This is a genomic window from Streptomyces mangrovisoli, assembly GCF_000974985.2.
Lineage (GTDB): Bacteria > Actinomycetota > Actinomycetes > Streptomycetales > Streptomycetaceae > Streptomyces > Streptomyces mangrovisoli.
Map to the genome: position 1 here is coordinate 155,843 of NZ_LAVA02000016.1, position 20,735 is coordinate 176,577.

Annotated in this window: 19 protein-coding genes; 13 read left to right on the forward strand and 6 right to left on the reverse strand. The window is 71.0% G+C overall.

What is annotated here, in order from left to right:
- Window positions 1-195: 195 nt before the first annotated feature.
- From WN71_RS08420 to WN71_RS08450, 7 genes are all read left to right on the forward strand, one after another.
- Entirely contained in the window at window positions 196-861 is a 666-nt protein-coding gene (locus WN71_RS08420; RefSeq protein WP_046582087.1) for a nitroreductase, read from the forward strand.
- A 273-nt stretch (window positions 862-1,134) separates the two neighbouring features.
- A complete protein-coding gene (locus tag WN71_RS08425) occupies window positions 1,135-1,848 on the forward strand; it encodes a DUF4232 domain-containing protein (protein ID WP_046582085.1) in 714 nt (237 codons plus the stop codon).
- A gap of 109 nt (window positions 1,849-1,957) precedes the next feature.
- Window positions 1,958-2,617 carry a hypothetical protein gene (locus WN71_RS08430; RefSeq protein WP_046582084.1) on the forward strand — a complete coding sequence of 220 codons (660 nt, stop codon included), beginning with the start codon at window positions 1,958-1,960 and terminating at the stop codon, window positions 2,615-2,617.
- Between the two features lie 318 nt (window positions 2,618-2,935).
- Complete coding sequence (locus tag WN71_RS41420) at window positions 2,936-3,292, forward strand: effector-associated constant component EACC1 (protein WP_143074812.1); 357 nt, start codon at window positions 2,936-2,938, stop codon at window positions 3,290-3,292.
- Window positions 3,285-5,456, forward strand: a complete 2,172-nt coding sequence (locus tag WN71_RS08440) for a caspase, EACC1-associated type (protein ID WP_079177729.1) — start codon at window positions 3,285-3,287, stop codon at window positions 5,454-5,456. Before WN71_RS41420 ends, WN71_RS08440 begins: the two co-directional genes overlap by 8 nt.
- 152 nt (window positions 5,457-5,608) lie before the next feature.
- On the forward strand, window positions 5,609-6,247 hold the full coding sequence (locus WN71_RS08445; protein WP_046582276.1) for a VOC family protein: 639 nt from the start codon (window positions 5,609-5,611) through the stop codon (window positions 6,245-6,247).
- A 66-nt stretch (window positions 6,248-6,313) separates the two neighbouring features.
- A complete protein-coding gene (locus tag WN71_RS08450) occupies window positions 6,314-6,778 on the forward strand; it encodes an iron chaperone (protein WP_046582079.1) in 465 nt (154 codons plus the stop codon).
- A 331-nt stretch (window positions 6,779-7,109) separates the two neighbouring features.
- Here WN71_RS08450 and WN71_RS08455 read toward each other — a convergent pair whose 3' ends face one another.
- Window positions 7,110-7,751 carry a uridine kinase family protein gene (locus tag WN71_RS08455; protein WP_052742893.1) on the reverse strand — a complete coding sequence of 214 codons (642 nt, stop codon included), beginning with the start codon at window positions 7,749-7,751 and terminating at the stop codon, window positions 7,110-7,112.
- 482 nt (window positions 7,752-8,233) lie between these two features.
- Between WN71_RS08455 and WN71_RS41790 the strand changes: the two genes are divergently transcribed.
- The 5 genes from WN71_RS41790 to WN71_RS08475 all read left to right on the forward strand — a co-directional run bounded on the left by WN71_RS41790 (window position 8,234) and on the right by WN71_RS08475 (window position 13,032).
- On the forward strand, window positions 8,234-8,719 hold the full coding sequence (locus tag WN71_RS41790) for a hypothetical protein (protein WP_046582273.1): 486 nt from the start codon (window positions 8,234-8,236) through the stop codon (window positions 8,717-8,719).
- 98 nt (window positions 8,720-8,817) lie between these two features.
- The gene (gene fxsT / locus WN71_RS08460; protein WP_079177738.1) at window positions 8,818-11,085 is read left to right on the forward strand and encodes an FxSxx-COOH system tetratricopeptide repeat protein; all 2,268 of its coding nucleotides are present in this window, start codon (window positions 8,818-8,820) and stop codon (window positions 11,083-11,085) included.
- Between the two features lie 155 nt (window positions 11,086-11,240).
- The gene (locus WN71_RS08465; RefSeq protein ID WP_071369808.1) at window positions 11,241-11,423 is read left to right on the forward strand and encodes an SDR family oxidoreductase; all 183 of its coding nucleotides are present in this window, start codon (window positions 11,241-11,243) and stop codon (window positions 11,421-11,423) included.
- A gap of 378 nt (window positions 11,424-11,801) precedes the next feature.
- Window positions 11,802-12,596, forward strand: a complete 795-nt coding sequence (locus tag WN71_RS08470; RefSeq protein WP_240529596.1) for a hypothetical protein — start codon at window positions 11,802-11,804, stop codon at window positions 12,594-12,596.
- Window positions 12,597-12,705: 109 nt separating this feature from the next.
- On the forward strand, window positions 12,706-13,032 hold the full coding sequence (locus tag WN71_RS08475; protein WP_052742892.1) for an SDR family oxidoreductase: 327 nt from the start codon (window positions 12,706-12,708) through the stop codon (window positions 13,030-13,032).
- 60 nt (window positions 13,033-13,092) lie between these two features.
- Here WN71_RS08475 and WN71_RS08480 read toward each other — a convergent pair whose 3' ends face one another.
- Genes WN71_RS08480 through WN71_RS08500 form a run of 5 tightly spaced genes read right to left on the reverse strand, consistent with a single transcriptional unit; the run spans window position 13,093 to window position 18,941 of the window.
- Window positions 13,093-14,553: a GMC family oxidoreductase N-terminal domain-containing protein gene (locus tag WN71_RS08480; RefSeq protein WP_046582075.1), complete on the reverse strand. Its 1,461-nt coding sequence runs from the start codon at window positions 14,551-14,553 to the stop codon at window positions 13,093-13,095.
- Window positions 14,550-14,993 (reverse strand): hypothetical protein, encoded by a 444-nt coding sequence (locus WN71_RS08485; RefSeq protein ID WP_046582073.1) that lies wholly within the window; start codon window positions 14,991-14,993, stop codon window positions 14,550-14,552. Before WN71_RS08485 ends, WN71_RS08480 begins: the two co-directional genes overlap by 4 nt.
- Entirely contained in the window at window positions 14,990-16,408 is a 1,419-nt protein-coding gene (locus WN71_RS08490) for an aspartate aminotransferase family protein (protein WP_046582072.1), read from the reverse strand. Before WN71_RS08490 ends, WN71_RS08485 begins: the two co-directional genes overlap by 4 nt.
- Window positions 16,405-17,922: an NAD(P)/FAD-dependent oxidoreductase gene (locus WN71_RS08495; RefSeq protein WP_063777665.1), complete on the reverse strand. Its 1,518-nt coding sequence runs from the start codon at window positions 17,920-17,922 to the stop codon at window positions 16,405-16,407. The genes WN71_RS08490 and WN71_RS08495 overlap by 4 nt, the downstream gene beginning before the upstream one ends.
- Complete coding sequence (locus WN71_RS08500) at window positions 17,919-18,941, reverse strand: glycosyltransferase family 2 protein (RefSeq protein WP_167382903.1); 1,023 nt, start codon at window positions 18,939-18,941, stop codon at window positions 17,919-17,921. The genes WN71_RS08495 and WN71_RS08500 overlap by 4 nt, the downstream gene beginning before the upstream one ends.
- A 642-nt stretch (window positions 18,942-19,583) precedes the next feature.
- Between WN71_RS08500 and WN71_RS08505 the strand changes: the two genes are divergently transcribed.
- Entirely contained in the window at window positions 19,584-20,489 is a 906-nt protein-coding gene (locus WN71_RS08505) for an LLM class flavin-dependent oxidoreductase (protein ID WP_052742890.1), read from the forward strand.
- The last annotated feature ends 246 nt before the right edge of the window (window positions 20,490-20,735 follow it).

The following is a 20,735-nucleotide window of genomic DNA, read 5'->3' on the forward strand; positions in this document are numbered from 1 at the left end:
CCACACCCGGCTTCCCGTGGCGCGGTCGGCGCTCCATCTACGCCGGGCCAGTCCCGCAAGGTCCGCGCCCTTTGATCCCGGCCCCGAGCGGTGGGTGCATTGGACGGAGCCGCGTTCCATGCCGGCCTGTTCGCCGGGCGCGGTGGTCATCCTGGTGTCTTCGCCGCCCGTCATGGACTGAGAGGACGACAAGGCGTGGATGTGTATGAGGCCGTGGCCAGTCGCAGGGCTGTGCGGGCGTTCAGTGGTGAGCCGGTGGCCAGGGAGGTGCTCGAGCGGGTGCTGGCGGCGGCGACGCAGGCTCCGTCGAGTGGGAATCTCCAGCCGTGGCGGGTGTATGTCGTGGCCGGTGAGCCTTTGGCCGAGCTGAAGAGACGTGCGACGGCCAGGGCGCTGGCGGGAGACCCGGGTGATGAGCGGGAGTATCCGATGTACCCGGCCGAACTGGCCCCACGCTTCCTGGACCGTTTTGCGGCCGCGGCCGCCCAGCGGTACGCAGCGCTGGGAATCGAGCGCGACGACCCCGCCCGGCCCACGAAGATCGCCGCCTTGAACTCGGAGGCGTTCGGGGCGCCGGTCGTCCTGTTCTGCTACCTCGACCGGACGATGGGCCCCGGACAGTGGGGGGACGCGGGGATGTTCCTGCAGACGGTCATGCTGTTGTTGAGGGCGGAAGGGTTGCACAGCTGCCCGCAGGTGATGTGGACGATGTATCGCGAGACCGTCAGCGACATAGTCGGAGCTGAGGACGGACTCGTGCTGTTCTGCGGTGTCTCGGTGGGATTCGAGAAGGACGGGGCGCCGCAGCCGCGTACGGGGCGGGCGGACATGGCGGAGACGGTGAGCTTCGTCGGGGGATGACCCTTGTGCCGGCGATCGTCTCAGCGGACGGTTCGTCGGTCGGTGTCGCGTCGCTCGGTGCGGGCTCGGGCCTGTGGGAGGCGGAAGGAGTCGGCGACTGTCGCCGCCGCGTCTGGGTGCAGCTGCCTTGTTACTGAATGCGGACAAAGCAGGGTGAACAATGCTCGTCCCGGCGTCATCTCATGAGCTGTAGCGAAACAGCCGATGCGGCTGCCCGTCTTGCGAAAGCAAGGGAGGCGCCGCGACCTGGCAGACCATGGGGGAGCTTTCATCATGACCACGTACCGTGCCCGTCGTACCGCCCGTACCGCCGCTCTGGCCGCCGTCACTGCCGCGCTGACGCTTGGCCTGGCCGCCTGTGGCGGCGCCGACGGCGACTCCTCGAAGGCCGCGGGCGGCGACCACAGCCCGGCTACCGCCCAGAGCCCGTCCGCGTCCGACAGGGACACCAAGGGCAGCACGGCGCAGGCCGACAGCAGCGGTGACACCAAGGAAGAGGCGCCCTCGGCGACCGCCGCGGCCGGGGCGTCGACGACCGCGAGTAAGAGCACAACGGCCCTCGCCCGGCAGTGCCGCGGAGACGAGATGCTGGTCACCGCGGTGCACCGGTTCGCCGGCGAGCAGGGCGATCACCTGCTGCTCACCGCGGTCAACGACGGCACCAAGCCCTGCTGGGTCACCTCCTACCCGGCCGTGGTGCTCGACTGGAAGTCCGACGACACCGCGCTGCCGCACTCCAAGAAGGACGCCCCGGGCGGAGACAAGCGCATCACGTTGCAGCCCGGAGGCACGGTGTACAGCGCGGTGAATCTTTTCGACTACGGCTCCAAGAACCACACGGCCCAGTCGCTCGCCTTCGCGCTGCGCGGCGAGGACGGCCGTCGCGGCCCCTTCTACTCCGTCGTCAGCAAAGGCCAGAACCAGCAGTTCACCTGGAACGAGGCCGACGTACTGAACTGGAACGTCAAGAAGCCGTACGACTTCTGACGGCCCGCCGGCCGATGACGCGTCGTGCGGTCTCCAGCGCCGGCACCTTCCGGCCGCGGGCTTTGAGGCCGGCGTGGAGTGCCCAGCAGTGGTCTGTCAGTGTGGGCGGGTGCTGCTCACATTGACGGGCTCCAGCTGCTCGGGGAAGAGCGCTATCGCTCGTGCCCTGGCTGCACGGCTCGACAGGCTCGTCGTGCACGACTTCGACGAAGTCGGTGTTCCCGACGATGCGGACCGGGTCTGGCGGCACCGCACGACCGAGATGTGGTTGTGCCGCGCGCTGGAGTACCAGCGGCGTGGGCTCGACCTGCTCCTGACCGGGCAGTCTCCGCTCGGTGAAATCCTGGCCGTTCCCTCGGCACCGCTGCTGGAGGGAATCGCGGTGTGTCTGGTCGACGTGTCCGACCAGGTCAGGCGCCGCAGACTCACCGAACGTGATCCGGGCCGGTGGGACGCACCGGCCGTCGAAGCGTTTCTCGGCTGGGCCGACTGGCATCGCAAGCACGCCCAGGACCCCCGGCACCGGCCCGACGCCATCACCGACGACAGCTGGTCCGAGATGGTCTGGGGCCGCTGGACCGACTGGACCGCCACCGACCGGCGTTGGTCCACCGAGGTGATCGACACCACGGACCGGTCCCTCGCGGACTCCACCGACCAGGTGGAGCTTTGGGCCGTCAACCAGCGTGAGGCCTTGCGATCAGGCCGCCTCGGGCTCACGCGGGGCTGGCCGGACCTCGCACTTCCCGAAGAGACTCCCAGTCCCTGATCCGCTCCCGCGACCAGCCCTGACGGAAAAGGGCGTTGATCGCCACCGAGCCGCTGCCACGAGGAAGCTCAAGCGCGCGGTCCGCCGCGAAGCGAGCGAGCTGGTCACAGTCCTCAATCAGTGCCTGTGACCAGCGGCGCGCGCCAGTTCCGCGGCGGGGTTCTGCGTCGGCATCCGGCCAGGAGCCCTGCCCCCGGGGGGATTCCGGCATGGTGGGGTGGTGCGTGTGCGCGGCGCCTCGGTGGGTTATGCGCGTGCGTGATGGGGGAGTTTCTAGCCATCCTGCCGATGGTGCAGCGGGGGTGAACGGGGGCTGAAGTGGCTGATGCGCAACTCAAGGTGACGGGTGGTGACCAGGTCGGGGAAACCGCGGCCTTGTGGGAATGGCTGCGCGGCGAGCGTGAGCTGACGGGACTCGTCCGCAGTGCCGCGAGTCTGCCCGGTGAAGGAGAACTCGGCGCCGGTGTAGGTGTGTTGACCGTCCTGTTGGGGTCGGGAGGGGCCTCCGCCGTACTGGCCAGATCACTGACGGTATGGCTTCAGACTCGTCGCTCGGATGTGAAGATCACGGTGTCGACGCCGGACGGCAACAGCGTGACGGTGGAGGCGACGAACTTGAGGCCCGAAGAGGCACTGCCGGCCATCACGCGGGTGCTGGACCGTGACGATGCCTGACCGCACCACGTCCCGCGCCATTCTCATAGGGACGAGCACATATCAGGACCCGCGCCTGCCGTCGTTGCCGGCCGTGGCCAACAGCCTGGCCGGAATGCGCGACATTCTCATCGACCCTGGTCTGTGCGGCTGGCCCGAGGAGCGGGTGACGGTCCTTCAGGACCCTGAGGACATCAGAACCTTCGTCCCCAGGCTGCGCGAGCTGGTGGAGACGACCCCGGACGTCCTGTTCCTGTACTTCGCAGGGCACGGCATCATCCTGCCCGACGGACAGCTCTGTCTGACGCTGACGGACACCAACCCCTCGGAAGCGGACAGCACTGCCCTGACGTTCCACAAGGTCCGGCAGCTCTTGCTGGGAAGTCCCGCCAGAGTCAAGGCGGTCGTGCTGGACTCCTGCAACTCCGGGCGGGCCGTCAACACGATGGCCGACCCGTCCGCCGGCACCACCGACATCGAGGGTGCCTACACTCTGGCGGCTTCCGACGGCGCGGCACACGTGGTCCCGCTGGCTGAACAGGCGGGGACCGCCACCTCCTTCACCCGCGAACTCATCGAGCTGGTACGGACCGGGGTCCCCGGCGCCCCCGAGTGGCTCACCTTCGGCGCTCTCTACCCCCACCTCCAGTTCCGGCTGCTGAGCAGCGGTCTTCCGCGGCCCCGGCAGGGTTCCACCGACACCGCTGACCGCTTCCCGTTCACCCGCAACGTGGCCCAGTACGTCGGTTCCCAGGTGATCGAGCAGTACGGACTGGCGATGACGGCGGCCTTCGCGTCCGGCCAGAAGCGTGGGCTCACCGAGACGCGGCTCGCGCAGGCCCTCTTCCTGTCGGGCGAGGCGGTCGCCGGCTACCTGAGCGGCCGTCGCATCGCCCCCGTGGAAGTGCTCCACGACTTCTTCGACTGCCTCGACGAGCACGGCTGTGGCCTGGACCATGCCGCACAACAGCGCATCATGGACCTGCGTGACGCTGCGGATACGGCTGTTGCTCACGACCCGCGGGAGATCGCCGCACTGCAACGGGTCAACCGGGAGCAGGAGGCCGAGATCAGAGCGCTGCGCTCGGCGTGGGAGCGTGAGCGAACCGAGCACGCACGAGCCACAGTCGAGGCAGAGCAGGAACTGGCCCGTCTGAAGGGGACAGTCGACGAGCAGGGCAGACAGCTGAGCCACGCGGCGGGCTACACCCGTGCACTGGAAGCCGAGTTGACCGAGATCCGGCGAGAGGCCGACGAGGTCTCCCGAGAGTTGCGCGTGCTGCGCTCGCAGCTGACGAGACTGACGGATCCCCCTGTCGCGTCCGTTCCCGACGAGGCCGCGCAATCGCTGACGGCCCGGCTCCAGGCCCCGGCTGCCACCCGGTCGACCACCTCCGGCACGGCGGTCGCCGCCCCCTTCCCGGTCGCCGCACCGGCACCCCGCCCCGCGCAGCCTCGCTACGCAGCGAGACCCCAGCCGAAACGCACCTGGAAAGCCCGGTTGCGCATCGCAGCGCGCACCGGGAACACGTCGGCAGCCGTGCGGAGCACAGCGATGCTGCTCTCCCTGCTGCTCCTGTCGGCCGCCGTTGCCACGTTCGCCGCCGCCTACATCCAGCACTTCGCCTACACCCGCCTCGCGTCGTGCACCAAGGACCAGATCAGCCGGGCGGACACCACCAACTGCCTCACGCAACAAGCCGGAACCGCCACCGACCGAGCGGTCGAGTCCGACCAGGACACGAGCACCTACACCGTCACCTTCACCACCGCCGGCGGCAAGCAGGAAACCTGGAACGTCGGCCAGGCATTCCACGACGGCACCCCTGCCGGCACCCACCTCACCCTCAACAGCTACCACGGCACCATCGTCACCATCACCCACGGAACCCTGGCCGCCGACCTGGACGACAACACCGCCTTCCTCTCGTCGGAGCAGATGGTGGCGCCGTTCCTCCTGATGGGAGCCGTGACGATCCCCCTGGTCCTGACCGGAGACCGCTTCTTCATCTCGGTCACGATCTTCCTTGCCCCGTTCACCGCCGTCTGGAGCCTGATCGCCTCGTTCTTCATCTTCTCCCCCTGGCACCCCGCGCACTGGACGACCACCACCACCGCGGTGGCCCACGCCCTCATCTGGGCACTGATATGCGTGCCGCCGATCGCCATGGCAGCCGCCGACTGAACCCCTGCGCCGCCCGGCATCCGGCGGATGACCGGGGGTGAGGAATCGCCCGGGAAACGGGGATGTGGGCCTGCTCGGCGAAGCGAGTGCTGCGAGAGACTGGTCAGGATCGGAGAAGCGTCCGCGGCCGTGCGACCTCTAGCGTGGTGGTCATGGCAACCACTACTTCCACCGCAGCCCGGGTATCCCTCACCTCCGTCACTCTTGAGGTGGCCGACGTCGAGGCCGCCCGCGTCTTCTACACCGCCTTCGGCGTCGACACGTGCGTACGCCTGCGGCCCTCCACGGCCCCCACGACCGGTTTCCGCGGCTTCACGATGGCGCTGACAGTTGCCGGACCCGGCGCTGTGGACGGCTTCATCGCCGCCGCCGTGGGCGCCGGCGCCACCGTGCTGAAGCCCGCCGCGAAGTCGCTGTGGGGTTACAGCGGCGTCGTGCAGGCACCGGACGGGACGACCTGGAAGATCGCGACATCGGCGAAGAAGGACACCGGGCCCGTAGCCCTCGAGATCGACGAGGTCGTGGTCCTGATCGGCGTCGAGGACGTGAAGGCCACCCGGCAGTTCTACGTCGGACGGGGGCTGACCGTGGCCAAGAGCTTCGGCGGCAAGTACGCCGAGTTCGCCCCCGGCGACTCCAGCATCGCCAAACTGGCCCTGTACAAGCGCCGCGCCCTGGCCAAGGACCTCGGCGTCCCCGCCGAAGGCACCGGCTCGCACCACATCGTCCTCGGCGGCACCGAAGACAGCTTCACCGACCTTGACGGCTTCGCCTGGGAGGCCGGCGCGTAGCCCGTCCCGACGCCAGACCGCACATCCGCACGGCCCCGTCCTACCGCGTACGAGAGGAAGACCGCCATGCCGTCCAGGAAGTCGCCCGCCGAGAAGTACGAGGGATTCACCGCCGACGAGCGGGCCGCTATGAAGGAGCACGCACAGGAGCAGAAGAAGGCGGCAGCGCGCAGCGGCGGGTCGAAGGCTCAGAAGGAGGCGGCGGCGGAGCAGGACGTACTGGCGAAGATCGCCGAGATGCCGGAAGCGGACCGGACCCTGGCCGAGCGGATCCACGAGATCGTCCGCGCCACGGCTCCCGGCCTCGCGCCCAAGCTGTGGTACGGGATGCCCGCGTACGCCCGGGACGGCAAGGTCGTCTGCCACTTCCAGAGCGCGGAGAAGTTCAAGACGCGGTACGCCACGCTCGGCTTCAGCGACCAGGCGGCACTCGACGACGGCGCGGTGTGGCCGACCGCCTACGCCCTGAAGAACCTGACCGCGGCGGACGAAGAGCTGATCATCGCCCTGGTGAAAAGGGCGGCCGGCTGAGGCCGGCTCGAAAACGCGCCGAGAGCACGCCGGGCGGAGCGACAGCCGAAACCGGAGGCTGTCGCCGCCAAGGACCGGCGCCGCCCCCGCGCTCGCGGCGACGGTCCCTCGGCGTACGCGGCGACCCACCGCGGGCTCTGCTCACCGCGTGCGTGGGGAAGGTCGCGGGCGGGAGGCACACTGCTCGTTCCACGGTCGGGGCCGGCCGCCGGTGAGGGTGTCCGTACGGCCTGGGCCGGCGGCGGCGGGGTTCGGGGCTTGTCAGGCGTCGTAGGGCCGGACGGGGCGTTCATGCGGTGTTCCTCGCCGGGGCGTACGTCCTCGGGACGCGTCACACGGCGAGTGCCGGGATTGCGGAGGCACCGGGCACAGCGCGCACCCCTCGTGCCTGCGAGGGTGCCGCGGGCGACTGCGCGAGGGCCGGGCCGATCAGCGGCATGACGGCCGCCAGCATCTCCGCCTCGCTCGCGGTCCCGTCCACGACCAGATCGGCCGCTGCCCGGGAGGGCGCGACATGGTCCGCGTGGCGATCCCTGCCGGTCTGCAGGTAGTTGCGCAGGGACAGTCCGGGGTCCTGCCGCTGGACCTCGATCTTCCTCAGGATCTTGCGCGCCAGGCGTATGTCGTCGGGCGTCTCGACGTACACCCGCCAGGCCGCCCGCCGGAGCACGGACGGCAGTGACAGCGCGAACAGGCCCTCGACTACCACCAGCCGCACCCCGGGCCGCAGCAGCGCCGCGTCGACGGCGTGCGCCGCCGCCCTCTCGTCGATCGATCCCGGATGGTTCCAGTCGAGGACGGGGTGCCCGTCGGCACTGACGGTCCACACACCGTTCAGCCGGTCGTGCGCGGGCACGTAGTAGTCGTCCAGATGGACCAGTGCCACGCTCTCGGGATGCTGCAGCGACAGGGCCTCGGCAAGGGTGGACTTGCCGGACGCGGTGCCGCCTGCAACCGCCAGTACACCCGTCATACCGGGCGCTCCTCATGTGCTCAAAGGGGGATAGACGCAGCGGCTGGACAAGCCGAGTCCAGGGAATGTACGGCGGCGTGATCCCCGATGGCAAGCAGACGAACGCGGCCCGGTCCGGCGTGCTCCAGCGCCGCGGCGTTCGGCGGGCGTGCGCACCGTCTCGGCGCTGCGCGGCCGGGCTGGCATCCGGATCCTTCCCGGCCGCCGTTTGCCGCAGGAGTGGCGGCTGCGGGTGCCGTAGCCCGAGCCCCGCAGCTGCTCCTGCCGGGGCTGCCGTCGGCGCTGTGGCCGAGGCGGGCGGGCCTGCCGCCCATCAAGCGGGAGCGTCTGTGGACCAGCTTCCCGCACCTGCTCCGCCGGCGGTCGCGATTGCCGGCTGGCTGCCGTTTTTGCGGGCGGGCCGGTGCGGGTCGGTTTCGACCACGCGGGGCCGGCGGAGGATTAGTGTCTGACGCATGGTCACAGCTCGGTGAGGGGGGCGTATGACGGGCATCGAGGTCGCGGTCGGGTATGTCTTCGCGTGGCTGGTGCGCAAGGCCGGGCGGCTGGCGAGGGGGGCGGACGCGGAGGTCGACCGCGGGCTGGACGCAGGCATGGAACGGCTTCACGACCTGGTGAGCCGCAAGTTGGGACGCGATCCCGCGCTGGAGCGGGCGGCGGAAGAGGCCGAGTCCGGGCAGGGCGAGCCCTCGGAACGGACCAGACGCCGACTGACGGACTCCCTGGAGGACGCTGCCGAGCACGACCCGGACTTCACCCAGGCCCTGCTGGCCCTGGTGGAGCAGTTGCAGGCCACCGGGACGGCAGCGACCGTGTCCGGTGGCGTGTCGGCGTCCGACGACGGCCAGGCCGTCGCCGGCAGCGTGGACATCACGGCAGATCGCGGCTCGGCTGCCGCGCTGAGGATGGGCGACGTGACGATCGGGTCCGCGCCACACCCTCACCGGCCGGGCCCGGACCAGGGCTGACCGCACCCGGCACCGACCTCACCAGCCCGCCCGGCGCCTCGTACGACGGCTCGGGCAGAGTCATCATCGCGACGGCCGGCAGCGTTGCCGCGGAGAGTATCGGCCACCTCCACCAGCACCATCACGCCGCGCCGCGCGAACCCGCTCCCTGGCCGCATCAGGTCGGGGTCGTACCGCCTCGGGCGCAATGGTTCCAGGACCGGGCCGAGACCGACCGGCTGGCCCAGCTCCTGGCCACCGGCGGGACAGCGGTCGTCGAATCCGCTCACCAGGCACGGGTGGGCGGGGTGCTGGTGGGGATGGGCGGGGTCGGCAAGACCCAGCTTGCCGCCCACTACGCCCGCACCGCCTGGCAGCAGGGCGAGCTGGACGTGCTGGTGTGGATCACTGCGAGCAGCCGTACGGCCGCCGTGACCGGGTACGGGCAGGCCGGCGTCGAACTGCTCGGAGCGGAAGAGGGCGGTCTGGACAACGGCGGCCCGGAAAGGGCGGCTCAGAGATTCCTGGCGTGGCTGGAACCCAAGCCGCAGCAGGCGCCGTGCCGGTGGCTGGTCGTCCTGGACGACATCGCCGATCCCGCCGACCTGCGCGGACTGTGGCCGCCCTCCAGCCCGCAGGGCCGCACCGTCGCCACCACCCGCCGCAAGGACGCGGCCCTCACCGGAGGCGGCCGCCGTCTCATCGAGATCGGCCTGTTCACCCCCGACCAGGCCCTGGCCCACCTCACCAGCGCCCTGGCCAGGTTCGGCCGTCACGAACCCGAGCCGGAGCTCACCGCCCTCGCGGAGGATCTGGGCTGTCTGCCACTGGCCTTGTCGCAGGCCGTCGCCTACCTCATCGACACCGGCAGTGGCTGTCGCGCCTACCGGGACCTGCTCAGCGACCGCACCCGCGCCCTGGCCGACACCGCCCCCGACACCCTGCCCGACGACCAGACCCACACCGTGGCCGCCACCTGGACCCTGTCCTTGGAACGCGCCGACACCCTGCGCCCGGCCGGCCTGGCCCGCCCCGTGCTCCAGCTCGCCGCCTTCCTCAGCCCCAACGGCATCCCCGCCACCGTCCTGACCAGCCAACCCGCCCTCACCCACCTGACCGGCCACCTGGCCGCCGCCGGTCCGGTCACGGCGGAACAGGTCCAACTGGCCCTGGGGGCGCTGCGCAGGCTCAGCCTCATCGACCACAGCGCCGACAGACCCCATCAGGCGGTCCGCGTCCACCAGCTCGTCCAGCGCGCCGTCCGCGACAGCCTCACCCCTGCCCAGCGCCACCAGCTGGCCCGGACCGCCGCGGACGCCCTCCTCGGCGCCTGGCCCGAGACCGAGCGTTACACCGCCCTCGCCACAGCCCTGCGCGCCAACACCGCCGCCCTCGCCACCACCGCCGAGGACGCGCTGTACGAGCCCGACGCCCACCCCGTGCTCCACCGGGCAGGCTGGAACCTCGGAGAGTCCGGCCAGACCACCGCTGCCGCGAACTACTTCGAGCAGCTCACCGAAGCCACCACCCGCCACCTCGGCCCGGACCACCCCTCCACCTTCACCGCCCGGGAAGGGCTCGCCTGGTGGCAGAGGGAGGTGGGGGACGCGGCCGGGGCTGCCGACACCTACGCCAAGCTCCTCCAGCACCAACTGCGCATGCCAGGACAGGACGACTGGTCCATTTTCGCCACCCGGTACAGCCTCGGCCACCAGCTGGGGAAGGCGGGGGACGCGGCCGGAGCCGCCGACGCCTTCGCCCAACTCCTCGAGCACGAGCTGAGAGTGCTGGGCCCGGACCACGCCCACACCTTCGTCGCGCGGCAAGAGCTCGCCTGGTGGCGGGGAGAGGCGGGCGACGCGGCCGCGGCCGCCGACGCCTTCGCGGAACTCCTGCGCGACAGGGCCCGGGTGCAGGGCCGGGACCACGCGTCCACCCTTGACACGTGGCACTGCCTCGCCCACTGGCGGGGGGAGGCGGGGGACGCGGCCGGGGCTGCCCGCGCCTACGGCGAACTCCTGGACGGCCAGTCGCGGACGCTGGGCCCGTTCCATCCAGACACGCTCAGCAGCCTGGACAGCATCGCCCACTGGCGGGGAGAGGCAGGGGATGCGGACGGGGCCGCCCAGGCCTACGCCCACCTCGTGGACGCCCGGTCGCGGACGGTGGGCCCGGACGACCCCGACACCCTCACCAGCCTGGACCGCCTCGCCCATTGGCTGGGGAAGGCGGGCAACGCGGCGGGAGCCACCCAGGCCTACGGCGAACTCCTGGAGGCCCGGTCGCGGACGCTGGGCCCGGACCACCCCGACACCCTCACCACCGAGCGCAACCTGACCTGTTGGTGGAGGAAGGCGTGGGGCCCCGAGGCCGATGCCGGGCAGTGATCCCGGGTACGACGTATGCTGCGCGGCGCGAACGCCAAATCGTCCTCACGGCCCTGGCGAGGACCCACGGTGACGCCGGGGCCAACCTCACCGAGCAGTACCCGAGGGGGCACGGCCAACGGGCAGCGCCACCGCGTGGCCGTCACCGAGTCGGCGTGACCGTCATCGCCCCTGGGGTGATGGACACCCCGTTCTGGGACGAGCGCGGCGGGACCCCCGAGGCGGCGCCGGCGATGACCGCCGAGAAGATCGCGGACACGATCGTCTACGCCGTCAACCAGCCCGCGGGCGTGGACATCAACCAGATCACCATGCGGCCGACCGGACAGCTCGGCTGACGTCGCGCTCCCGACGACCGTACAACAACGCACCTTGGACCCCGTCGGATGCAAAGCGGTGAGGGTCGACGGCGCCTTCGGGTGTCCGGGTGGACGCGCGGCGTCAGAGGGAGACGCGGGCGCCGCCCCGGGAAGGATCACTCTGGACCGCTCGGAGTCGGCCATGGCGGGCGTCCCCGGCAGCGCCATGAGCCCCTGGAACTCGCTCATGAGCAGCCGCAGGACGTCCGCGGCGCGCTCGTGAGACCGGACCGTCCCGGCGTCCGCTGGGTCCCGGAGGCCGGGTGCGGCGGGACACCGACCGGGCCGGGCCTCTCGTGACCCGTGTCGGTACTCTCTCGGCACTGATCAACTGATCGGTGCACGACAGGGAGGGACATGCAGAACAAGGCAACGGCGCGACGAAGATCCGCCTGGGCGCCCATGGTCGGCGCGGCAGCACTGGTGCTGCTGACGCCCAGTGCCGCGCGCGCCGAGGGCAAGGGCGACATCCGCGTCGTCTCGGCCGTCGTCGACGGCGGCACGAACGTCCTGGTGGGAACGGAAAAGACGATCAATTTTCCGATCGCCATCACCATCACGGACAACTCCGGGGTCAAGGGCCTCTCGCACGCCAGCACCTTCAACCGGACCACCGGCCACGGCTTCATCGACTGGACCGGCACGACGTGCCAGAAGAAGACGTCCACGACCTCGGTGTGCACCGCGACCATGACAGTGGTTCCCGCGTGGATCGGCGGCTACTCGGACTCCGACCAGAACAACGACGCCGGCTACTGGACCGTCAACGCCACCGTCAAGGCCAACGACGGCGACTACTGGATCTCGGACAACATCGCCCAGTACAAGCTCAAGCGCGCCTCGAAGCTGACGACGGACGCGGCACCCGAGCCGGTCGCGAAGGGCGGCACGGTCACCGTCACCGGCAAACTGTCCCGGGCCAACTGGGAAGACCTCAAGTACCACGGCTTCGCAGGGCAGTCGGTACAGCTGCAGTTCAAGAAGGCCGCCTCGTCGACGTACAGCACGGTCAAGACCGTCAAGACCAACAGCACCGGTCTTCTCAGCACCAAGGTGACGGCCACATCGGCGGGCACCTGGCGCTGGTACTTCCCCGGTACGACGACCACCGCGCAGATCGTGTCCGGCGGAGACTCCGTCGCACTCAAGTAGACGGTGTCGCCGCGTGCGGCAGGGCAGGTCCGGCTCCCGGACGGATCCGGGAGCCGGACCTGCCCGGGTCACTTGAGGGCGAGGCTGTCGCCGGTCGCCGGTCGCGGCGGTGGTGGTGCTGATGCATGTCGAGGACCTGGCCGCCGCCATGTGGGAGATCGTGCTGTCCGACGCGGCCGGGGTGTTCCACCTCGCCGGGCCGGATGCCGTGAGTCGCTACGACCTTGGTGTGCTCATCGCCCGGCGTCAGGGACTTGGCAGTGCGCGTCTGCCCGCCGGGCGACGAGCCGACACCGCCCTGCCCGGGCCCCTCGACGTGCGCCTCGACAGCCGCGCGACGCAGCAGAGGTTGCGGGTCAGGATCCGCGGTGCCCGGGAGTTCCTCCACGGCGACGGCCTCATGATCGAGGAGCCGTTCCAGTCGCCTCGGACGTAGTGGTCACACACAGAGCCTCTTCGGCCCGAAGCCCGGCCGTGCTCAAGGGTGGCGGCGAGGCTAGCCGGTGGGATGGTCCAGGTATCGGGTCGTCATCAGGCGGCAGAAGGCCATGATGGTCTCCTGCGGGCTGATGCCCGTGGCCCCGGGCAGGATGCTCGCGTCGCACAGCCGCAGGTTCGTGAAGCCGTGCGGGCGTCCCTGGGTGTCGCACACCCCGTCGAGGGCGGGTGGGCCCATCCGGCAGGACGCCATGGCGTGGACGGAGATGAGGTCCCAGGTCTCGGGACGGGCGTGCAGCGCGAAGTCGGTCGCTTGTGCCGCCGTGGTGAGGCTGGTGGGTGTGGGCGGCAGGAGTTCGACCGCGCCGGCCTCCAGGAGGAGTTCGGCGGTGTGCCGGAAGGCGGACCGCAGGGTGTCGCGGTCGCTCCCGGTCAGGCGGTGGCGAAGGACCGCGCCGAGGCCGGGTACCGCCGACAGCCTGGCGGCGCTCCGGACGCTCACCTGGGTGGTGTAGACGGCGATGTGGTCGAGTTGGGCCAGGATCCGGTCCACGGTCCCGGCGGGGTGGGCGGCCAGGGCCGCGGCGACCGACCCCGGCGTCAGGTTCGCGGGCATCACCAGCATGCCCCGGTCGGTGAACTCCTTGAGTTGCGCGGTGAAGATGGTGCCCTCGTCGGCGCGGACCGGCTCGCTGAATCTCGCCACGGTGCGGAAGTTGACGTGGAAGGCGATGGCCCGGCCCGGGCCGCGTCCGCCGATGCCGCTGCGCCGTAGGAGCAGCGCGGTGCCGACGGGGCCCGCGGCCAGGAACACGGTCTGGGGGAGGTAGCGCAGGCGTTGGCCGCCGCGCAGGGCGTGCACGGCCGTGACCCGGGTGCCGTCGTGGTCGAGCCGGACGACCCGGGTGTCCGGCTGGACGACCGCTGAGAGCCGTTCGGCGGAGGGCAGGTAGCTCACCAGCATGCTCTGCTTGGCCCCGGTGGGGCAGCCGGTGACGCACCGGTTGGCGTGCCGGCAGCCTCGCACCGCTCTGCGGGCCGGGGCCCAGCGCCACCCCAGCCGGTCGGCCCCTTCGGCGAGCAGCACGGAGTCGAGGTTTCCGTGGCCGGGCCCTTGGTCGACGACGCCGAGGCGCCGCTCCACCTCGGTCAGGTGAGGGGCGAGATGGTGGGCCCGGAAGCCGTCGACGCCCGCGGACGCCCAGTGATCCAGCAGGCGGTCGGGGGGACGCCAGAGCAGCCCTCCGTTCACGACGGTGGTTCCCCCCACGCAACGCGCCTCGCCGAAGGGGATGGTGGGTGTGCCGTGGATGGGCACCAGACCGCCCTGGCGGTAGAGCCGGCGAAGATTCTCCGGCGCGGACGACTGGGTGATCCGCGACTGCGAGATGAGCGGGCCCTCCTCGAGGACGAGGACCTCCCGGCCGGCGGCGGCGAGTTCGAGGGCCGCGGTGCTGCCTCCGGCGCCCGAGCCGATCACCAGTGCGTCGCAGCGTACGGTGGCGGTGGTCCTGGTCATCCGGGCGCCTTCCGTCGTGCGGGGGAGGGTGTGTCCAGAGCGCCGTACAGGGCCAGTGCGCTGCTCGCCTTGAGCAGTTCGGCGCAGCCGGGCACTGTGCCGAGACGGTCGGCGAGGCGTTGCAGTCGGGCCCGGTCCGGGGTGCCGTGCAGCGGGGCCAGGGGGTCGGCGAGGACGACGGCGACCGGGAACAGGCGCAACAGCAGGGCGAGTACGAGGCGGTACGGCGTCGGGAGCGCGGCGAAGGTGGCGGCCGTGTGCCGGATCGCGGCCGCCCGGCGGGCGGGTTCGGACAGGGCGGTGCAGCGGCCCGCCCAGAACCGCGGGAGTCCTGCAGTCCGTACGCGTCGTTCCCAGAGCCGTAGTCGACGGTTCTCGCACGCGGGAGGGGAGGACCCTTCGGCGGCGGGCGGTGCGGGGCGGATCGCCGTGGACGTCATGCGGCGACCTTCTCCCTGACCAGGCCGGCCAGGAGACGGGGCATTCCCTTGGCCAGGGTCGCGTCGAGCGCTTCCAGGAAGAGGTCGACGTCGGAGTCCTCGGCCACCAGCGGAGGCGCGGCGATCAGGGGCAGGTCGTGGTTGGAGCCGTAGTAGGTGAGCACGCCGTGGCTGCGGTAGAGGTCCGCGACCACGGCGGCGGTGGCCAGCTTGGCGCGGGCCTGCGGGTCGCGGGCGAAGGAGGACGGCAGCAGCCGCAGCGCGTGGTCGAGGGCGGCGGGACCGTGGCGCAGGACGACGCCGTGGAGCGCGCCGGTGCCGCGGACCTCCGCGACGAGATGCGGGTGGCCGGCGGCGAGGGTGGTGAGGCCGCGGTGCAGCCGTGCGCCGAGGCGGCGGGCCCGGGCGGGGTAGTCGTCCTCGACGGTGATCGCCACCGCCTCCAGCGCGGTGACCGTCTCCTCCCCGAATCCGTAGTACGTGGTGCTGTGCAGGGTGGCGTCCGGGAGCGAGTCGTAGGCCCGGCGGAAGACGGGCTCCCTGGCCACGTAGCCGGAGATGGACGCCTTGCCGCCGCCGAAGGACTTGGAGGTGGTGACGACGTCCGGGACGAGGCCCGGGTGGCGCATGAAGTGGAAGAGCGAACCGGTCCTGCCCCAGGAGGTGTAGACCTCGTCGAAGATCAGGACGATGTCGTGCTCGGTGCACAGCCGGCGTGCCTCGCGCAGGAACTCCGGCGAGCACTCGCGCAGGCTGGACGCGCTGAAGGGTTCCAGCACCAGGGCGTAGACGTCGCTTCCTCCCTCGGGCGTGGTGTGCCGCTCCAGGGCCAGCCTGAGGGAGGGGAGGTCGTCGAAGGCGAAGCTGTCCGTGCCGGGGATCTTGGGGAAGCTGAAGTGCACCTCCGGCGAGGTGGTGAGACTTCCGGCGCCGAGCAGTTTGCCGTGGAAGGCGATGTCGCTGTGCAGGACGGTGCCGCGATGGCCGCGGTGGTATTTGTAGGCCATCTTGAGGGCGCCCTCGACGGCCTCCGCGCCCGAGTTGGGGAAGTAGCTGACGTCGAGATCCGCGGGCAGCAGCTGGGACAGGTTGTGGCCGAGCGCGGCGACGTACGGCGAGAAGTAGTTCTTGTGCACTTCCATGCGCTGGAGTTCCTGGAAGCGTCTGCGAGCGGCGAGGATGCGGGGGTGGTTGTGGCCGTGGTTCAGGACGCCGATCCCGCCGGTGAAGTCCAGGACGCGCCGTCCGTCGCGCAGGGTGATCCAGCAGCCCGAGGCGCTGTCCACGGCGTCCCGGCCGAATCCGAAGGCCGAGAGCAGGGTCACCTGGCCACTGCTGACATGACGACGGTAGAGCTCGTGCATGCGCGCGATGGGCATGCGCTCGCATTCCTCGGTGCTGATCAGGGAGTTCATGGCGTCCCTTCCTCGGGGCCGGACCGCGGGCCCGTGCCGTGTCCGGCGTCGGGCAGCGGGTGGGGGCCGGTACGGCGGGCGGTGCGCATCCGGTCGGCGATCAGGCGGCCCGCGTGCCGCCCTTGCCGTACGGCGTAGTTGGTGCCCCGGTCCTGGGGGTACACCTGGGCCATGCTGGCCAGATAGAGCCCGGGCAGGTCGGTCTCCATCGCCGGGATGCGGTCGGAGTAGTGCGGTGTGACGACCGGCTGGGCGTGGTCGGCCCGCCAGACGTGGTGGCGCCGGACCCAGTCGCGGTGGAACTGCGGGAACATGCGGCGCAGATGCGGGAGGCTGGCCTCGAACACGGCGTCGTCGTCCATCCGGTACAGCTCCGCGCTGGTCGGCAGGTAGGCGGAGAGGTAGACGAGATGGCGCCCGGCGTAGGCGTCGGAGCCTTCCAGGTTGGTGTGCTCGATGACACCGACATAGGGGAACGACGGGTCGGTGACGTTGAGCCAGTAGGTGTCCGACAGCGGGCGGTCGTTCTCCAGCACCAGGCACAGGTTGGCGAGATAGGGGATCGAGGACAGCCGGCGACGGACGGCGGGCGCGTCGGGATGGGCCGGCGGTCCCGTGTCGGTGGGGGCGAGCAGACGGGCGAGCAGGTCCGGTGCCGTGGTGGCCAGGACCCGGCGTGCGGGAAGTACGCCGGTGTCGGTGCGGACTCCGTACACCCCGTGGTCGTCCGTCAGCACCTGCCGTACGGGGGTGCTCGTGCAGATCCGGACGCCCAGTTCGGACAGGCGCGAGGTCCAGGCGTCCAGCAGGGCGGCGCAGCCACCGTGCAGGTAGTAGAGAACCTCGCGGCCGCTGTGGGACCGGCTGCCCCCTCGCAGGTGGAGCTTGGTCCACATCCAGGTGGCGCCGACCTCGGACGCGTACTCGCCGAACTTGCCCTCCAGCAGGGGGCGCCAGACCGTCTCGTAGACCTTCGGCCCGCTCAGCGCCAGCAGCCACTCGCGGGCCGTGAGGTCCTCCAGGTCCCGCCAGTGCTTCACCTGGCGGGCCCGTACCGCGGACCAGCCCAGCCGGACCCGGTCGCGCGGGGGGAGCGGGGCGAAGCGCAGCACGTCCCACGGGCTCGAGAGCCGGTACACCGAGTTCGCGTAGTACACGCCGGTCTGCGTCCGGTGCTGCTGGAGGAGGTGAGAGCAGCCGAGTTCCGCGCACAGCCGCTGGACCTCCAGATCCGAGGAGAACCAGTGGTGGTAGAAGCGTTCCAGCCGGGCTCCCTCGACCTCGAAGGACCCTGCCAGACCGCCGACATACGGCTCGCACTCCAGCACCCGGCAGGCAACCCCGGCCCGCGCCAGCTCGTGCGCGGCGGCCAGGCCGGTGAACCCGCCGCCGATGACCAGGACTTCGTCGCCGGGCGCTCGGGTGAGTGCTTCGTCGTCACGGTCCAGGGCGCGGGCTTGGGCGGCGGGCAGCCGGCTCTCCTGCGGGGCCGGGCGCGGCATCCGGCCGGTCACGAGGCCGCCGCCTGGTCGTCGGGCCGGGCGGGGCCCGAGCCGGCGTGGGAAGGCGGGAACTCCCCGGGAGCCGCGGTGCGCGCGGTCCGGGCCGCGGACCGGCCCGGCACGCTCTGGCGGACCAGGTAGGCGGGACGGCCTCGCATCTGGTCGTACTCCTGGAACGCGTAGTCCGCCAGCACACCGAGGCAGAGCAGTTGGACGCCCACCGCCCAGGTGCCCCGCGGTGCCTTGTGGCCGACCAGGGATCCGGCGACGGCCACGCCCAGCTCCGTGGCCGCGGCGAGTACGGGAAGCCGGGCCGGGAAGGCGGAGCAGCTCATCAGCGCCTGGTGGGCGAGGGCCAGTTGACGGCGGATGCCGTATTTGGACGTCCCCGCGGGGCGGGGCCGACGGACGTACTCCACCGTGGTCTCGGGGAAGCCGGCCCAGCTGATCTGGCCGCGCAGGAAGAGCCTGCGCTCGGGGAGGGTCGCGATCAGGTCGACCACGCTGCGGTCGAGGAGCCGGAAGTCACCGGTGTCCCTGGCCACCGGCTGGTCGGCCAGCATGTCCAGGAGCCGGTAGAAGGCATAGGCGGAGCCACGCTTGGACCAGGACTCGCCCTCTCGGCAGGTCCTGCGGGCGGACACGACGGGCCAGCCCTGCCGCCACCTGCCCACGAGTTCGGGAACGACCTCCGGCGGATCCTGGAGATCCGCGTCGATCATGACCACCGCGTCGCCGACGGCCTCGCGGAGCCCCGCCAGCAGTCCGCACTGGTGGCCGAAGTTCCGGCTGAACCGCACGAGATGGAGTCGGGAGTCGTTGGCCGCCAGCTCTCGCAGCACCTCCCACGTACGGTCCGTGCTGCCGTCGTCCACCAGGACCAACTCGTGGTCGCAGTCGGGCAGACGACTCATCACGGCCGTCAACCGCTCGTAGGTCTGCGGCAGAACATCCTGCTCGTTGAAACACGGCACGACGACGCTGATCAAAGACCGTGGACTGATCCTCGAAGCTGCACTGCTCTCGGGCATCGCTGCTCCTTTCTCCTCCGGTGCTGTTCCGTCCGGAGGTGATAGGTGCGGGCGGAGTTGATGGATGCGGACGGCGGTGACGGGTGCGAGCGGCACAAGGCCGGGCCTCGCGGGCCCTCGCGGGCGTCGGAGGCGCCCTGTGCTCAGCCGCAGGCCGCGAGCTGCAAGCAAGCAGCAGGCAGCAAGCAGCCAGCAGCCAGCCGCGAGCAAGCCGCAGGTCGCGGCCGCCGAGGGGCTCCGCTCGATCACCGATGTGAAGGGGGGACGGCGCGCCGTCTCGTCGGGGAGAACGCCGCCGCGCGGGGAGATCATCGGAATCGCTTCCCGCGATTCCGGCCCGCAGTGAAACGTAGCATCGTTGCCGGCCCGTGGCATGCGGAGGCGCCGCTGACCTGCTGCGATAGTGGGCCCTCGATCGTCTGGGCCGGTTGGGATCGTAGGCATTCGATCGTCGGGCCGCTGTGATTCGCAGGTAGTCGGTGGCCGATACAGGCGATCGTTCGGGCGACGGGGCGCCAGCGGCCGCGGTGCGTTTTTTGCTCCCCTTGCTCTATTTGCCGGGGTGACTGTTCAGCCGGGATCATCGTGACGGGCGCTCGAGTTGGAGCCGACCACCGTGTCCGACCAGGAAGGCGAGGACCGATGGACGTCACGCCACAACAGCCGCTGCGTTACGCCGTGGGACTGCCGAACCGGCGCGAGTACGCGGATCCGGGTCTGCTCCGCGAACTGGCGACGCTGGCGGAACAGTCGGGCTGGGACGGCTTCTTCCTCTGGGACGGCCAGGTTGCGGAACACCCGGACGAGCACGTCACGGACTCGTGGACCGCCCTCGCCGCGATCGCCGCCGACACCGAGCGCCTGCGACTCGGTGTCATGGTGAACGTGCTGGCCCTCAAGCAGCCTGCCGAGGTCGCCCGCGCAACGGTCGCGCTGGACATGCTCAGTGGCGGACGGCTGATCTTCGGCGCCGGTCTGGGATCCTCCGCCGCCGAGTTCCGGGCGTTGGGCCACGATCCGGACCCGCGGGTGCGTGCGGAGAAACTGGACGAGGCCCTCCACGTCCTCGACGGACTGTGGACGGGCGGGCCCTTCACCTTCGAGGGCCGCTGGTTCACCGTCACGGATCAGACGTTCCAGCCGGTGAGCCCGCAACGCCCCCGCATCCCGGTGTGGATCGCCGGCACCTGGCCCGCGAGGCGCCCCATGCGGCGGGCCTCGCAGTGGGACGGCGTCTTCCCCACGCGGGCCGGGGTGGGCCATACGCAGATGATGCCGCCCGCTGACCTGGAAGACGTCGTCTCCTACGTCAGCGCCCAACGCGGCGGCCGCCACGGGCCGTTCGACGTCGTCATGGAGGGCCAGACGTCCGGGGTCCGATCGGACACCGACGCGGCGGTCGTCGCTCCGTACCGTACGTCAGGCCTCACCTGGTGGGTCGAGAAACTGGGCTGGTTCCGGGGGCCGGTCGAACTGGTCAGCTCTCGGATCAGATCGGGGCCCCCGGTCCCACGCGATGCGGCGACGCCGAGCGCATCAACCCGATGACATCATCGGTGCACCCTGTTTGATCAAGCTACTGGCGGCGTCCCGGCCCGCGTCGGTGGTCCGTACCGGGCGGGCGAGCAGTCCGCGGGACCGCATCGAGGGCCGCCATCGCACGTCGCTCGGTGGCACGGTGAGGGCCAGGTCGGGAAAGCGGTGGTGGCTCGCCCCGCCGACCGCGGCCCCGATGACCGCGGCGCTGATCTGGGCGCGGCGTACTGTCCGCTCCACGGCGACAGGGCTGCCCGT